This window comes from Edaphobacter dinghuensis, assembly GCF_014640335.1.
GTDB lineage: Bacteria > Acidobacteriota > Terriglobia > Terriglobales > Acidobacteriaceae > Edaphobacter > Edaphobacter dinghuensis.
Genome location: NZ_BMGT01000003.1, coordinates 707,133 through 724,081, shown reverse-complemented (window position 1 = coordinate 724,081; position 16,949 = coordinate 707,133). Strand labels below are relative to the sequence as shown.

The 16,949-nt window shown below is 53.7% G+C and carries 7 protein-coding genes; 1 reads left to right on the top strand and 6 read right to left on the bottom strand.

Translation table 11 applies throughout. The features are described 5' to 3' along the window. Positions 1–66 precede the first annotated feature (66 nt). The gene (locus IEW09_RS14895) at positions 67–2,577 is read right to left on the bottom strand and encodes a beta-N-acetylhexosaminidase (RefSeq protein WP_188554977.1); all 2,511 of its coding nucleotides are present in this window, start codon (positions 2,575–2,577) and stop codon (positions 67–69) included. Continuing rightward, positions 2,567–5,806 (bottom strand): carboxypeptidase-like regulatory domain-containing protein, encoded by a 3,240-nt coding sequence (locus IEW09_RS14890; RefSeq protein WP_188554976.1) that lies wholly within the window; start codon positions 5,804–5,806, stop codon positions 2,567–2,569. The genes IEW09_RS14895 and IEW09_RS14890 overlap by 11 nt, the downstream gene beginning before the upstream one ends. A gap of 435 nt (positions 5,807–6,241) precedes the next feature. Between IEW09_RS14890 and IEW09_RS14885 the strand changes: the two genes are divergently transcribed. Further along, a complete protein-coding gene (locus IEW09_RS14885) occupies positions 6,242–7,483 on the top strand; it encodes a hypothetical protein (protein ID WP_188554975.1) in 1,242 nt (413 codons plus the stop codon). Positions 7,484–7,520: 37 nt separating this feature from the next. Here IEW09_RS14885 and IEW09_RS14880 read toward each other — a convergent pair whose 3' ends face one another. The 4 genes from IEW09_RS14880 to IEW09_RS14865 form a co-directional block, all read right to left on the bottom strand. Then, positions 7,521–10,565 (bottom strand): SGNH/GDSL hydrolase family protein, encoded by a 3,045-nt coding sequence (locus IEW09_RS14880; protein WP_188554974.1) that lies wholly within the window; start codon positions 10,563–10,565, stop codon positions 7,521–7,523. Positions 10,566–10,599: 34 nt separating this feature from the next. Continuing rightward, positions 10,600–12,912 carry a GH92 family glycosyl hydrolase gene (locus IEW09_RS14875; RefSeq protein WP_188554973.1) on the bottom strand — a complete coding sequence of 771 codons (2,313 nt, stop codon included), beginning with the start codon at positions 12,910–12,912 and terminating at the stop codon, positions 10,600–10,602. 40 nt (positions 12,913–12,952) lie between these two features. Continuing rightward, complete coding sequence (locus IEW09_RS14870; RefSeq protein WP_229739342.1) at positions 12,953–15,061, bottom strand: glycoside hydrolase family 3 N-terminal domain-containing protein; 2,109 nt, start codon at positions 15,059–15,061, stop codon at positions 12,953–12,955. A 433-nt stretch (positions 15,062–15,494) separates the two neighbouring features. Then, positions 15,495–16,892, bottom strand: coding sequence for a hypothetical protein (locus IEW09_RS14865; protein WP_188554972.1), 1,398 nt, complete (start codon positions 16,890–16,892; stop codon positions 15,495–15,497). Positions 16,893–16,949: the final 57 nt, after the last annotated feature.

The window sequence follows — 16,949 nt, the reverse complement described above, 5'->3', positions numbered from 1 at the left end:
TCTCCTCTGTGCTAGCTAAGCCAACCTGTAATTTGCAGAAACAGACGATCGCGCAAAACCAGGCAATCAACTCCGTTTCCTGACGCCACTAACTGCCTTTAAGATCACAGCATTACTTTCTATCACTGGACCATAACTATTGTTAAAATCATTTGAGCCGCCACGGAAACCTTTGGTTCCCTTGAGTCGAATCTCTTCAATCACCTTGCCTAACCTGGGATTGATCCACTCGTAAGCGAAAAATGTAGCATCGCTATCTGAATGCCTTCCAATAGGCAGCGCATCAGCTCCATAACAATAACTATGCGCCCCCGTTTTTTTGCCCCAACTCCATTCAAGAATATTGACACCATAGCGAATCGGAATCGTCGTAACAAACCCATCTTCATAGGCGACTTCATACCATCCCAATAGATCCGCCGTGTCTTGCTGATCCCATATGAGTCTGAAGCTCTCCTTGCTTGTAGCGGGCCTTGCAGCCGCGTGAAGAAAGATCAGGCTGCTAACTGCTTCGCCAATGGAAATGCCTGTAACACCGGGCAATCCAGAACTTCCTTTGCCCTCAACCCCAACAGCAATAGCACTTCTTCCATTAGCCAATTTCAGATCGAATGGGACCTTTTGGAGGTAGATCACTGCCGTCTTCAGATCAGGTAAATCGATTCCCAACGAAGTCAGCTTATGATCCGCATTAAATCTCTCCGAAATATCGAAAGGGGTGATCACTTTCTCGGTGATGCTTGGAGGAGTTATCCCTGAGAGCCTACCGCGGACATCAGGAAGCATCGATTGAACCTGAACAATGAGCGCGTCCGGCTGCATCACCTGGCCAGTCCAAAGAATACTGCTCGATCCGAGAAAGTTAATCATCAGATCTTTGCCAAAGTTAAATTCATTAGTCGCCGCCCACGATGATGGAGCTGCTCCCAAAAGAGTGGTGCGCTTCTTTCGCGTCTCATAGTTCTTCATATCAGGAGTAAAGTTCCCAAAGACCTGCTGAAATCCCATCTTGTCAAGAGTGGCTTCATTTGCCTCTGCATCGCTCTCACTTCCCTCTTCTTTATTCCAAAACCAATTGAAGATCAGGCAATCCTTCGGGATCAGCCGCTCCACCTGCTCTGGTGTCATGCCGCCAGGAGTCTGATACGTCCAGCCATCAGGGCTTACGTGTTTTTTTAGACCCACACCGCGGACCGATTCCAGCAGCATATCTCCCCAAAGCTGGGTCTTGATTCCCTTCGCGGCAAGATAGTCGTGGATCTTGCAAACGTCTTCTCCAAATAGCTCTCCAATATCTGTATCTGCACAATGCGGTGATGCACCAACAGGAAGAAACAACTCGTCATGGCCAATATGGATACTCTTCGGCTTAAGAAGATCAATGTACTCGTCGTAGACCTCAAAGACCAACGAGTACGACTTAGCATTCGTGGGGCAATAGATGTCCGGCCATTTATTCTCCGGCACAGCGGCCAGTTCTTTTTGCCGCGTCAAGAGGTAATAGCTATGGGTAAATGAAGCGATCTCAGGAATGAGTTCTATGTGATGTTTTTTAATCCAGCGAGCCAGGTCTGCTACTTCTTCTTTTTCCAAAAATCCGCCATCGGCCGTGTCCTGGTGTGAAGAGTTCTGTTCAACATCATGGAATGGCCCAGGAGGATAGTTACGGCAACTATAGTTTGCATCTCTTGCAAACTGCACCCACCCATAGTTAAGCTCAGGGTGTTTATCAAGACGCATGCTCGCGCCCATCTCCATAATTAAGGTATTAAACTTATACAAAGCCATATAATCGCGCACGAACCGCTTGAAAAAAGCGATATTGTCGCGTCCGGGAAGAAATAAATAAATTCCTCGGAAGGACTTATCTGGCCAATCTCGTATGTGAACACCCTTAAAGTAAAGACGGCTATCCTGGCTGATCAGCAGTTGCCGCAGGGACTGCATTCCATAAAATACGCCGCGATCATCGCCGCCAGCCACAAAGACGATGTTCTTTTCAACGCGAAGAAGATAGCCTTCGGGAACAGTAGAGTCATCATCCTTAGACAACGCGAGGTGCGAATAACATTGGCCAAGTAAGCTATTGCTTCTTGATCCCATCAAAATAAAGCGTTGCTGCGTATCTAAATTTTCAACTCTGTCAATCTTTAGATAAAGACCAAACCGATCTCCAATCTCATTGACGAGCGAATTGGCAAGAAACAGATCTTCTTCCGAAGCATTCGACGGAATGACAATGCGTACCTGATCATCGAGAACAAAATCATTCTCAGAGATCGATATCTCTCTTGGAGCAGGAAAGATAAGAGACTGGATGGGCGCGCTTGCACCGGAATGAATGCCTTCGGAGTTCATCGCTTGAGCAGTTACCGCTCCTTGCGCCAAAAAAGGAGCGCGATGAACCATAGTGCGGCTCATCGCTGCCCCTCCCGCAGCCTGAAGAAATTCACGACGCGTAAGCATACTCATCAACTGGCCTCCTGCGACATAAAGAAGGGCCTGTGATGAACTTCCCGCAGAGAATTCGTCACAGGCAAATTGGATCAGTGGTTGGTAGCAAACTTCAAAAGACAAATACTCCCTGGAAGGTAATCTGCCGAGGCTTCGCAATCTCCAGCGAGCTAAAGGTATCGACCTGGCTCGTGAACTGGTTTCCTCCCGGTACCGAGATATCACCACTCGGTGGCATGAAGTAAGGGTGGTTGAACAAGTTCGAGGCCTGTGTAACAAAGTTGAATTTGACGCGATCCGTAATGGAAACCGCCTTGATCAGAGAGATGTGAGTTACGTAGAGACGCTGGCCCTCAAGGCTGTTTGGCAGCGCATCGCCAAAATGGCCCTGCTGCGGCACTGCGAAGGCAGCTACGTTGAACCAGTTTGTCTTGCTCCTTCCACCGGGAACGTTATTCGGATCTCCAACCTTGTCAGGAAGACCGCCAAAGGTTCCCGTGTTCGATGGGTCGGCGCCATCATACGATGGAGAAAACCATTTGCCGGATCCGAGATAGGTCATTACATTCGTCGACCATCCACCGACAGCTCTGTCCATCATGCCTCCGCCACTCGACAAGTAACGATGGCCTTTGCCAAACGGAAGAGCCCACACAGCACTGATGGAAGCATAGTGCCTTTGCGTAACTCCATCGTTCGACCAGTGGCTAAGAACGTCATAAGGGTTCTCTGTATCGAGGTAGTTCAGCAGGCTTCGTGAAAAAGAATAGCTAGCGTTGAAGGTGAGGCCGCTTACGCGGCGATTAGCAGCAAACTGCAGGCTGTCATACTTTGCACCACCGTCGAAGCGTAGCAGTGTCGTCTCAACAAACTTCTGATACGGCCTCATGCTTGTCGTGAATGGTGTCTTGCTCTGAGGAGCAGGCAAATTGGTATTCAAAGAGTAGTTGAGGCCCGAACTGCGAGATCCTACATAGGACGCTCGCAAACCAATCTTGTCAATTTCCCGTTCATAAGTGACGCTGAACTGCTGAATTCGTCCATGGCTGATATGTTGCGGGTAACCATTCACGCTCTGACTTGGGATCAGAGCATTAGCGTTAGTTTGCGGATAAGGGTCAGGAAAGGTCACATACGCTTGGCTGTTACCACGGATATTCTGATAGGTTTCACTGAGTGAGAAGGGGCCCGTGGAACCCAGTTGAGGATTGATCGGCAGAAAGCTCCCTAAGTATTTCGACGAGTCCAGTCGTGAAGTATAAACACCGTACCCTCCGCGTATTACTGAGTGATCGGAGAGTTGATACGCTACGCCGACCCGTGGAGCGATGTCATCTCTATCCGTGACGGCTCGTACATTGGCTGCTTTTACTGGAATTTTCAAAGCCAGAAATAAAGGGCTGACCTTTGATATTGCACCAGGATCAACGAGAACCTCATCAGGAGTCGATGGATCCCAGTTGTACATAAGATGATCAGACTCATTCGGCGTTCCATATAAGTCCCATCGAACTCCGTAATTGATATTGAGACGAGGGGTTAGCTTGAATGAATCTTCAGCGTAGAAACCATACTCAATAAGCGCCTGCTCCCGATTACCCAGCGGATTCGTTCGCTGGCTGGTCTGAGGAATGCCCAAGAGAAAATCCGCATATGCATTTCCTGTTGTAGATGCATTGCTTGTTATCGAACCATCAAAGATAAAGGTTCCATAGTCAGGAACAACGCCCTCTGAGTTGGTATAGCGTTCGATACTTGCGCCAAACTTCATCACATGGCGCCCCACCTGCCAATCGATGGAATCATTGAGGCTGAGGATGTGATCATTGGCCTTAACCCCTCCGGGGACATTGACGAGCGGTGTTATACCGCTAATAGTGATCGAAGGAAAGCCCTGACCAGTCAAGCCGCTCGGATTCGATCCCTCAAGTCCTGTTGTCGCGAGCACCTTGCTGCCATCGGGCGGAGTCTGACCGCCTTCCGATTGGCCATCGATGATGTAATCGGTCGAATATCCAAACCTGAAGTTATTGAGTAGTTGCGGAGTGAAGATATGCGTGTCTCCCGCCGCCCACTGCTGATCGCGTCTCAGTCGTGTCCAGATAAGGCTAGGCAGGCCGTTGTCCAGCACATACGGGGTCTGGCGCATCAGCCAGCGCACAAAGACAGTATTGTTCTTGGTCAGGTTGTGGTCGATGCGCCCCATCGGCCAGTCGCCGCGATAGAGATCGCTATTGAACGGGAAGTGGAACGCATAGTTGTTCACAGACGTGTTGTTGCCAGGAACATTCGGCGTAGGAAGGTAGTTATCCTGAAACGCCTTGGCAACAGGGCTGATTCGATTTGCCGGAATTGTGTTGTTGGGGAAAGGCAGCCCTGTCGTTGGGTCTATGATCGTCGTGGCAAAGATACCGTTTCTCCAATCGGTGGTTGGCACGCTGGCACGAAACGCAGTGCCCAGCGGAATGCGCTGCGCAAACCACTGTCCATAGAAGAAGGTGTGATCCTTCCAGATCGGGCCGCCAACCTCGATATTCCATTCATGCTGCAGATATGGGGTCTTCTGCGTATCAAAGTACCCTTCAGCATTGAACAAAGAATCATAAATTCGATAGCTCGCACTTCCATGAATCGTGTTGGTGCCGCGCTTGGTGATCTGGTTAATCTGCACCGGAACCGCGCTCTCCGCAGGAGCATTGAACAACGTTGCCGATACCTCCGAGAAGAGATTCGCGTTGTTGCTCTGTTCCCCGTTGAGATCGTTTGGAATTCCATCGAAGGTCAACGTCTGCTGCGAGCGCGTCTGCCCATTGGCAACGACGGTCGTTCCATCGCCTCCCTGCACGCCGGACTGCGTAGTCATCATGGCGTAGCTGGTGGGATAGATAGTTACCTGCGGCGACTCGTCATGCTGCTTGGAGCTGTAGGTACCCGCCAGCGTTGCGGACTCAGTCGATATAACCGCAGCGCCCGCAGTGACGGTGACCTCCTGGGTCGCGCCACCAATCGCAAGATGCGCATCCACGCGGCGAACCTGCCCGCTGTCGAGCAGAATATTGCTGGCGACAAACTGCTTGAACCCCGCAGAAGCACAGCGAAGCTCGTAGGTTCCGGGCTTGAGCTCGTCAAACTCAAAGTCGCCGTTTGATGTCGATGTTGCCTGCCGTACTACTTGTCCCGTCGCCGGCTCCAACAGACGAATCTGAGCATTGGGAATGACTCCGCCAGATGCATCGGTCACCGTTCCGCGCAAAACAGCATTAACCGTCTGGGCAGGTGCCGTCGTGTTCCACGAGAAAAAGAGAATGGCCAGGACGGCAATGTAATGGAAATGCCGAACAACTCCAGACATATTCGATTGGTGCGGGGAATTACTTCTGCGTCGTAGATGCATCGGGGAGCCTCCAGGAGGGTAGCGTTGACGGGCAATGTGATAAATCAGAGTGCGAGTAAGCTTATGTTATCTTTTGTTTCTTGACAAGGATTTTATTCCATCTTCTTAAATCGTTTTGGAAGTATATGCATCCATTTAGGTTTTTTATTATTGCCATAGAGTTTGGGAATAACGCTGCATAAATCTCATCCAAACTGCCGCTCGAGATAGGTGTTTCCCTGCCGCGTTCCGTTTCTAACGGTAGCTACGTCGGTTGAAACGAGTTTCAGATGCAACTTGCAGATAACAGCAGACGTCCTCCGTTTCAGAGTTGAATCGCCGATCGATGACTAAGTTTTGAGGCGATCTCAATACCTGATTTCGCGAAACAGCTTCCGCAAAAGGGGTACAACTTTGGAACGACGGAGTTTTCTGGCATCATCCCTCGCGCTCTCTACACTGACGCTGACAAAGAGAGCATTCTGTCTACTCGACACAAACCAGCCATTGCCTCGGCGCAACTACGACTTTCACAAGACCATCTCGAGGGAGGTTCTCGACAACTACCTCTCACGCTCCATCTCAATGGAAGGCCTGCTCAACGGACGCGGAGATCTGGCAGACAACATCCGTATGCTCACCCATATCGGCGCAAAGTACATCGGCCGCAGCATCTGCCTGTGGGGCAGTGAAGCAAACCTGTTGAACAACCTCGAACGGGCGAGACAACAGCTCCCACAAGTTCATGCTGCGGATCCGGAGATGATCCTTGAAGCATGCATCTTCGAGATCGTGACAACGCAGGTAGAACAGATTCCTGTACCGGACTGGGCATTCACCGCGCTGGGATTACCTGTAGAAAAGCGGACCTTCCGTTATGCCGAAATCGCCTATCCGCAGGGCCCACGCAAAGACCAGTGGGGTAAGGGATCATCCGTGCCCGATGTAAGCCGCATGGAGACAAAGCTCTGGTTCTACTTTCTGGCAAGGTCTTACATCGATCTGGGAGTCGAGGGTATCCACTTCGGACAAGTGGAGATCATGAACGGCAACGATCCACATCTGGCTCATTGGGCGCAGGTCTTCTCGCTGGTGCGGGCCTATGCGTCGAAACGCGCGCGCAGGCGAATGGTGCTCTGCAATGGCCATGTTCCAAGCGACGGTCTGGTGCGAAACGGCAAGTTGCTGCTGGACTTTCACGCCTTCCCTCTAAGAATTATGGAAGTACCAGACCAGCCACAGCACGCTATTTTGAAGGTTGGCTTCTCCGATGGTATCTATGGCCGCAGCAAAGGCGGCGTAACCTATAGCGGATGGAGCTGCAAGCATCTTCCCTATTTGGTGGAGCTGGATAACTGGGGCGTCAGCAAACATCCGGGCCAACCGAATCAGGGTGGAAACTGGGTATGGGGCTATGACGAAATCAGCTGGTTCGCTCACCAGAGCAAACAATACCGCAGCGACTGGCTTCGCTATGCGTGGAACTGGGTGCGGCAGACCGATTCCAACGGCTACCTCGAGATGCCCGGTAGCCGAACCATGACCTCACCGCTCGACCATCGCCGATGGTACTACGCCAACGCTCCCAGCTCAGCCGTACCTGCCGGGTTAGACGACGAAGAGGCAATTCGTGCTATCTGGGCGAGTGATCGATAGAGATGCGAATCAAATCTCGCATCTTCGTCTCCAACCGTTACCGAGAGAAGAGAGACAAATCGACCGCGTTTGCGATCGCGCGATGGCCGGCGTCATTAGGATGAAGATGGTCGCCGCTGTCATAGGCAGGAAGAAAGCGCGTGGGATGCGCAGGATCATGCGTTGCACTATCCTGATCGATGACAGCGTCGCAACCACTTTTCTCGCTACGCAAAAACATATTGACCTGTTCGCGAGCGGTCTCTCCCGTTGGGGTCCAATAGTTGGCCCCTTCATAGGGGGTAAGGGTAGAGCAGAAGAACTGAATATGCCTCTGGTGAGCGCGAGCAATGAGCAGCCGAATGCCGTCAATCAATTGATCACCAGTCGGCGCGGGACGGGTTGATCCTAAATCGTTGATCGGATCGTCGGAGAAGATGACCCAATGAACGTCGGGCTGCGAAAGCACGTCCCGATCGAACCGCGACAGCGCGCTAGGCCCAGCGCCGTTGACCAGCAACCGGTTGCCGCTAATCCCTTTGTTGAGCACCGAGACACGCATTCCCTTTTCCGCAAGCCTCGCCGCCAGAACCGCGGGCCAGTCGCGATCCGTACCCGGCGTGCTCTTGTACCCTGCCGTAATGGAAGCGCCGAGCGTAACCACCGTGCCGCGAACTTCCTTCGCTGAAGAAGACCCCAAAGCGAACAGGCCAATCTGAACTTTCCCCAACCTCTTTGCCGTAATAGCAGGAGTGCCTGTCACAGGCGCAAAGTTCTCATCCTCAACGTGAGTTCCCTGTCGCACCAGCAGATATCTCGTACCGGCCACGCCACGAAATGTGATCACCGATCCGGTTGCGCCGCTCACAACCTTTGTCATCGCAGCCCCTGAAACGACATCGACGGCCTCGCCAGACCATGGATTCCGAATCCGTAGCGGCCCCGTCGTACCCGCCTCTATAACAGCCGTCGTAACATGCCCTTCCCTCACCTGGACATCGACACGAGTCTTTCCACGCACATTCACACTTCCATCGACGTTCCATCCCTGCGGTACAGCAGGCGCCAGTCGAATAAATCCGTCGTAATCCTGCACGAGCGCCTCCTGCAATGCATCCGCAGTAACGCCCGTCTGCTCCACATAAAACTCGCCGTACTCCTTGTCCCAATTCGCAAAACCATTGATGGAATGCTGCGAGTCCTCCGTTATCTTGAGCAACATGGACCGCACCTCGTTGCCCAGGTCCAGCCGCGCAGCCTGCACCGGATCGTAGCTCCAATCAGCCTTAGCTATAAATGGCCGATGCACATAGGTACGCTTCGCCAGCTCAAACATCGGAGAGCTATCTCCAATCAAATCGTAAGGCCACACCGGTTCAAGCCCTATATTTTCGGCGTTATGAATCGCTGCCGATGGAGCATAGGACTCCGCGATGACATCATGCCCCTCAGCGTCTGCCGAAGGCGGCAACAGCGTGCGCGCACCCTGCTCTGCTATACGCGGAAACGGTGGCAGCTTCGGCAGCGCACTCTCAAGCTGGCGCACAAGATCGGAGTCGCGATGAAGTAGTTTGGCCGCCTGAATCATGACCGGATAGAGGGCCTTCTCTGCTGCGAGATCAGTGGTCGGGTCGGTCACGTCCCACTGTGTCTCATGCGCGTTAGATGGGCTGGTATGTAGCAAACCATCGGTGCCAACCTTCTGGTACGCCAACAGAAAGCGCGTCGATGCCGCCATGACGGGATAGTTTTCCGTCAAAAAATGCAGGTCGCCAGTCGCCAGATATTGCTGCCAGATCCAAAGTGAAACCTCGGCACCAGTCGAGAGCGTTCTCGAGTTGTAGTAAGGCTTGAAGCCGGCGTCGCAGTTATAACCAATCGTAACCGGCTTCCAACTGCCTTCATACTCGATGCCACGACCATTGAAACGCATCGTCTCCGGCACGCAGACTCCCGGCGCACCATTCATCCGCGTTCGGGTCCAGCGTTCAATCGCAGGAAAGTTCTCCCGATAGAGGTTGAAGTAAGGTGCATTTAAATCTTCAACACCCGCACCCAGATTCGCTGCGACCATCATTCGCAGGTTCCAGTGCCAAAAGGCAGAGGGCGCCCAGCGATGCGCATCGCGTGCCGAAGACAGCATATCGGCAACACCCGCCTGCGACCCCGGATACTCCGTTCCCTTCTCCGCCGCAGCGGCATAAAGATAGATGGCGCGCAGATTCTCCATGTACTCACCAGAACCATCCGCCGACTCGATCTTCATCGGCGCAGCGCGATGCCAGTAGTCATGCCACCAGGTACGATGCGCCTCAGCAGATGTCTCCACAAGCGCACGCTGCGCCGTCGCATACGCATCCTGCCGTCCGTCAAAGTGAGGCGAACCAACGAGGATGCGATAGTGTCCGTCCGCATAGGGCTTGAACGAAACAGCCACAGTGCGTTCGTCAACAACCGAGACCGAGACATCTCTTCCCTGCGCGGTAATCGTAGATAACGAACCGAAGTGCCGCCCCGATGATTCAGGCTGCTGGTCGTCGATCCACGCCTGCGACAACAGACCCACTCTTGCCTTCGCTATGGCGTGCGGCGCGCGCGGCTCCCAAAGCATAAGCTTTGCCGTCTGCTGCACATTCGCATTCGCGCCAGTCACGTCAATCACCAGCGTATCCGTGCCGGGCTGAACATAGATCACCGCGTGCAGCCCGCCGCCCTGCTCCTGTATCTCGCCGTTGTAGAGATCCAGCCCTCCCCGAAAGTCTTCAGCCTGCGTCATCGCTGCAAGTCCCGGTACAACGACCTGCCCGGGAGAGAGCCGGTCAGGCAGCGTATCAGCGCGATTCAACTGCGCCGTCAGCCCATCTGCACCCCATACCGCAACCCCCAACCGCCCGTTGCCAAGCGGCAGCGCTTCGCTGGCATCCTTGTTCGCCTGTCCCAGTACGATATCCGAGCGGCCGATCACACCTGCAACGTCGACATGAAATCCTCCCGCATGCCAAGCCGTCGTCTGATTGAAGGGAGCTCGTCCGGCGGATGATGGCTGCGCAAAAACACCATGACACAACGAGAGAGACAGAATCGAGGCAATTAGATACTTCACACCAACCTCCAACCAGCGCGCATGTTCAAGTAGATCAAGATCCTGCAACCGGCGACATCGACGGCGGCGCATCTGCCGGTGCGCTTCCCCACTGCTTATTCGGCTTGTCTCCCATCTCGAGTACAAGAGTACCGCCGTTCGCAATCGCCGCATGCGCGAACCATGCCTTGTCCAGCGCCTTTCCATTCAACTGCGCCGACTGAATATACTTGTTCTGCGCTGAGACATGATTTGCAATGATCGTAAACTCACGCCCGTTCGCCATGCGAATTGAGCTCTTCGCAAAGATCGGACTTCCGATCTCGTACACCGGACTCCCCGGACAGACGGGATAGAATCCCATAGCGCTGAGCACATACCACGACGAGGTCTCACCTCCATCGTCGTCTCCTGGAATACCAAGCGGACCATCGCCATACCAGATATTCATCAACTGGCGCACTCGCCGCTGCGTCTTCCATGGCTGCCCAGAGAAGTCGTAGAGGTACGGAATGTGATAGCTGGGCTCGTTGCCCTGCGCATAAAGTCCCACCAAGCCGGTCGAGTCGGGAAACTGACTTAAGTATTGATACTTCGATGTCCCATATTGTTCGACGAAGAGTTGATCCAGCTTAGCATTGAAGTTGTCTCGCCCTCCCATCAACTGAATCAGGCCGGCAACATCATGCTGCACATGGAAGGTATAGGTCCATGCATTCATCTCGGTGAAGTAGTCTCTTCCGCCCTGCCCTCCTCCAAGCTTCGGATCGAAGGGTGTCACCCACTGCCCATCCTCACTCTTCGGAGCCATGAAATCTATCTGCGGATCAAAGACATTGCGATAGTTGTGAGCCAGCTTCATGAAGTAGTCGTAGTCATCCTGCTTTCCCAGAATCTTTGCGATCTGCGCCGCGCACCAATCGTCATAACTTGTCTCAAGCGTCACTGAAACTGCCTGGCGCCGCTCTCCGGTAACTTCGGAAACCGTTTCAGTCTCACCCGCTGCAAGCGCCGGGAAAAATCCCTTATCGAAGTACACATGATCCAGACTCGTCAACGGGCCACGCTTCCATGGCAACATCGTCGCCTGAGTCTCATTCTTGTGAATCGCTTCATACGCTTCTTCAAGGTTGAAGTCGCGATAGCCCTTTTGATACGCATCGAGAATATAGGCAGCCGCGTGATGCCCGATCATCACAGCCTGCTCTCCGGCCACTGAAGGAAACGATGGCAGCCATCCGCTCTGCTCATACATCCGTAAGTAGGAGCGAATCATGTCCTCCTGTCGCGGAGCTTCGAGCAGCAGTTGCAGCGGATGCAGTGAGCGGTACGTGTCCCACAAACCATCGTCAACATAGAAGTCATGCCCATCGCTTTCGTGGACCTTATGATCGTATCCACTGAAGTATCTGCCGTCTTCCGTGATGTCGGTCATGCGGCCCAGCGAGCGATACAACGCGGTATAGAAGATCGTGCGCTGACTCTCGTTACCTCCCTCAATCGCAACTGCTCCAAGCGCCTTGTTCCAGAGCATCTTCGTCTGCCCCTTCACCTGCTCGAAGCTTCGCTCGGCGATCTGCTCCTTCAGATTTTTCTGCGCCTGCTCCGTGCTGATATATGAAAACCCGACGCGTACTTCGACCTGATCTCCTCCCTCACCCGATTCGTCGGCAACAAAGCCAATGTGATCTCCAGCCTGCTCCGCGCTTTGAGACAAGACACTCTTCTGCCACGTCTCAGCATGGCTGAAAGGCCTTGAAAACTCTGCATAAAAATACTCCCGAGTCTCACCACTGTTCTCTGAAAGCTGTGCGACGGTTCCACCCACTCGCTCGCTGCCTTCAACAACCGAGTCTCCAACTACCTTGAGCGCCGCTCCGTCCTTCATGCTCAAAACCAAGTGAGCAGTCGAGCCAGCCGGCAGATGAAACCGGTAATATGCCGCGGCCTGTGTCGCCGTAACCTCTGCCTTGATACCCCAGCTCTGCAGGTCCGCCTCGTAATAATATGGCGTCGTCGTCTCGAAATCGTGATCGTAGGTGGAAGCATAATCCTTCGGCCGCGTACTCACCTTACCGGTTGAGATCATCAACATGGCTGGTCCAGCCGGAAACCCATAAATCTTATCCGCCAGATAGCGGTCATTGATTCCCGGCGTCATGATCGGTGCAAGCCGCGCCATTCCATGAGGCGTCTGCACATAAGGAACGGTTGCAGTCAACAGTTGACCGATGCCGCCGATGTTAGGGGAGACATAGTCCACCGGCTCCATGGGCTTCACCGTAGGCCCGGCAATAGCGCTTCCCGAAAACCCAAGCAGCAATGCTGCAAACAATACTGTTCTGCATGTTCCGTTCTGTACTAACATAACTCTCCGTTCCTCTGTCGTTATCGATATTCGGTGTGCATTATGGCTTCAACAGAAACCGCGTCGTCAACGCTGCCTCCGACGATCCACCAACCCAAACTGTGTAATAGCCCGGTTCCACGGCCCAGCGATTCTCCGCATTCCAGACTGCAAGTTGGCTCTGTCGCAAGTGCATGGTGACCCTCTTGCTCTCGTGCGGCTTCAGATCAACCTTGGTAAAACCCGCAAGCGATCGCTCCGGAGTCTCCACACTGCCGACCTCTTGACGCATATAAAGCTGGGGCACTTCGGTCCCCTCTCGCTCGCCTGTATTCGTCACCTCAAACGACACAACGATATCTGCCTTGCTGCCCGCTGCAGGAGCTTCGACCGCAATATCGCCATAGTTGAAGCTCGTATAGCTCAAACCGAAGCCAAACGGAAAAAGCGGCTTCCCATCATCATCGACATACTTATGAACACGCGACGGATCGGAGTTATAAAAATCCGGCAGCTGTCCTACGCTGCGAGGAAAGGTGATCGTCAGTCTTCCTGAAGGATTGTTGTCGCCAAAGAGCGTCTCGGCGATCGCTCTGCCTCCAAACTCTCCGGGGTACCACGCCTCGAGGATCGCTCCGACATGGTCCTTCGCCCAGCCAATCGTAAGCGGCCGCCCATTCTCCAGCACCAGGACTACCGGCTTGCCGGTCTTCACCACAGCCTCAAGCAATTGCTCCTGGTTCCCCGGTAGTCCAAGCTCCGAGCGATCAAATCCTTCGCCCGATATACCCTGCTTCTCTCCAAGCCCGAGGATCACGACATCCGACGCTTCCGCCTTCGCCACTGCTGCACCGATGTCCGTGCCTTCATCGAAGTCCACCATCGCTTGCGGCACAGCGCTCTTTATGCCCTGCAAAAGACTGATCCGCTCGCCGTTGCTCTCCTTCTCGTAGTCGCCATACCGCGCCACATTCGCATTCGGACCGATGACCGCAATACGGCGAACCGACTTCGACAGCGGCAGCAGGTGGTTCTCGTTCTTGAGCAGAGTCATCGACTCGCGCGCCGACCTCAGCGAGACGTCGAGATGCGCCTGCGAACGGTACACCCTCTTATCAAGCGATGGATCAACGAAAGGATGATCGAAGAGATCAAGCGAAAACTTCAGACGAAGCACCGCCGACACTGCCCGATCCAGGTCAGCCTCCGGCAGCGTGCCTTCCTTCAAGCAGTCCAGCAAAGCATTCTGAAATACATCATGTTCGAAGTCATAAAACTGCATATCGACACCCGACCGCACTGCAAGACAAACCGCGTCCTTAGGTGTCGCCGCAACATGATGCACCTTGTACAGCCGCTGAATCGCGCCCAAATCTGAGAGCACCATCCCCTGAAAACCCCACTCACCGCGAAGTACTGTCTTCAGCAAAAAAGGGTCGGCTGTAATAGGAATGCCGTCGATCTCGTGATAAGCTGCCATCGTGGCCATGGCATGGCCTTCGCGAAACGCCGGCTCAAACGACTTCAACATCACGCTGCGCAGCTCGCGCTCGCCAATATGCACTGGCGAAGTATTCGTTCCGCCCTCAGGCGAGCCATGCCCTGCAAAGTGCTTCGGTTCCGCAACCACCGTATGGTCCGTGTTCAGGCTCGCCCCCTGCACGCCGCGCACATAGGCAAACCCCATCTGTCCGGTGAGGTATGGGTCTTCGCCAAAGTCTTCTTCAACCCGGCCCCAACGCGGTTCTCGCGCAAGGTCCAGCACCGGAGCCAGAATCATCCCCACGCCCGTCGCTCGCGCCTCGGCCGCAATCGCAGAGCCGGTCTGCCGCGCCAGCTCAGGATCAAACGTTGCAGCAAGATTGAGTGGCGCAGGAAAGACCGTGCCCGTATCGAATCCATGTAATCCCTCTTCGATAAACAGCGCCGGAATTCCAAGCCGGTTGTGCGCAATCACCCATCGCTGAATTGCGTTCGATTGTTCCGGCGTCGGATTCAGATCGTGGATGCCGCCCACCCCGAGATTGCCCCACAGCGCCTCCGCCTTCTCGGGCAAAAATACTGCATCCTTGGCAGCATGGGTGTCGTCGGTATAGCTGCTCATCAATGCCGGAGCACCGGCGTAGAGATCGAGTTGCCTAACCTTCTCCTCTGGTGTCATGCGATGCATCAAGTCACGGATGCGTGCTTCACTCGGAGCATTCGGCTGTTTATATAAAGGAGCGCTATCAGACGAAGCCCTCACAGCGCCGCTATAAGCCAGCATCAGAAAAATAACTGCACCACAACCAGCAATCCTCAATCTGCCTCCATTGCGTTCCGGTCCATCCTACCGTTCACTAATCTACAGAACAAAGTATGGGTTACCGCAACGTTAGTGCAGTTCCCTAACCCCTCAGAAATCCCTTGAAATGCTGGATTTTTACCCTCTAACAGGCACTAACAGTAGTGAACTGTCTTAAATTGTTCCATGCACCCCTGAACACGCGAAATGTCACTTTCAACGACAATTTTTAAATGACATTAGATATGTTGAATCGGCATCGTCAGAAGGTAGGCATAATTTCATTGCAACCTGGGCAAGCCTGCTCAGGTAACAACAGCTACGAGAGTATGTGGCACGCAATCACCTCGGAGTGCTCAGGCGATCCGGCCATGGTGCTCAACCGCAGCAATAGCTGAAAGTTCGGAATCGGCGCCTTGTGCGGCAGGCCGCATTGACTCATCGCGGCCGACAACGCAGTCGAGTCCGTCATCAGATCATCCACAGCTTCAGTTCCTTCAGCGTCGGCACCGGCAATCAGCAACACATGTCCCTGGTGGTCGGGATTGCGCAGGTAGCTTGCCACGGCAAATGACTGCCCCGTCGCAAACCCCTTTGCCGTAGGAATATATTTTGCAGACTCGCCACGATGTGGATGCAGATTCTCGACGATCTCCTGACCGGAGTTCTGATCGAAGACGAAACGAAAGTCCAGATGATCGTTATAGAAGAGTGCCCATGGATTAGACCGCGGACTACCCAGCAGAATAAAGTTCCCATCCTTAAGCAAGTCTGCAAAACGAAGATTGCGCGCCGATTGAATCGTCAACCGACCGGCATTCGCCTGATCCATCCACTCCGCCACATTCACAGCAACACCGGTATCGATGGCAGCGGCCTTGTCTCCCCGCAATATCTCGGTAGAAAACTTCATCAGCTCCGGCGTGACCTTCGACGGATCCGGCACATATCGCTGGTTCGCGTAGTCAGATAAGGTGACCGTCTGACCGGTGAGCGTCTGGATCTCCACAATGTTGGGATCGCTTGTAATCAGCTTCGTGCTCCACTGAAAGCCGAACAGCTCACCCCACAAAGACTCCTTGCGTATACGACCGGCGCGCGTCACCAGCCACATAGCAAAGATGCTGGAGACCGCAATCGCCACACAACACAAAAGTATCTTTCGCCGTGTCCAGAATCCCTGCGCACGCTCTGGGCTCTTCACATCTTCCTGCGCCGCAGGAGCAGACTCTTCCGGTTCCACGACAGAAGAAGAGACAGAAAGATCGGCTGATGCTTCAAGCGGCGACTCAACCTCCTTCTCTTCCGCCGTCTCCATCTTCACCGGAACATCTCGTACGATCTCCGGGATGTAAGAGCCCAAAGGAAGACGGATGCGAAACTCGGAGTCGGTGCCATAGGTTCCATAGTGCTGTAGCAAGCGTCGGCGAACATCGCTCGCCGTCACACGCACGATCGCGTCTTCGCCCGTGTCATAGCTGGGCGCTCTGCCGAAGAGCTCTATCCCGATCAGGCGCTCTTTCAATTCATCGCAGTGTCCATTGATCGACTGCTCCACGACATAGCGCAGAAACTGCCCGCTACGATGGCTACCTCGAAAAGCTTCTCCGCGAAGCACATCCTCCAAATGTTGTTGAAATAGCTTAAGGTCGCTCTCCGTCCCGAGGATTCTTGCAATCTCAGCGGAACGCACAGCGACTTGGGCAGCAGAAGACATAGATTGAAGTCCCAATGCTACCAAAGCGGAGAGAGAGCGAGCAATCGCTCTAGACAA

Excerpts from the sequence above, each read along its gene's own strand:
- IEW09_RS14890 (WP_188554976.1), bottom strand. The coding sequence starts at position 5,806 with ATGTCTGGAGTTGTTCGGCATTTCCATTACATTGCCGTCCTGGCCATT.
- IEW09_RS14875 (WP_188554973.1), bottom strand. The coding sequence starts at position 12,912 with ATGTTAGTACAGAACGGAACATGCAGAACAGTATTGTTTGCAGCATTG.
- IEW09_RS14870 (WP_229739342.1), bottom strand. The coding sequence starts at position 15,061 with ATGCATCGCATGACACCAGAGGAGAAGGTTAGGCAACTCGATCTCTAC.
- IEW09_RS14865 (WP_188554972.1), bottom strand. The coding sequence starts at position 16,892 with ATGTCTTCTGCTGCCCAAGTCGCTGTGCGTTCCGCTGAGATTGCAAGA.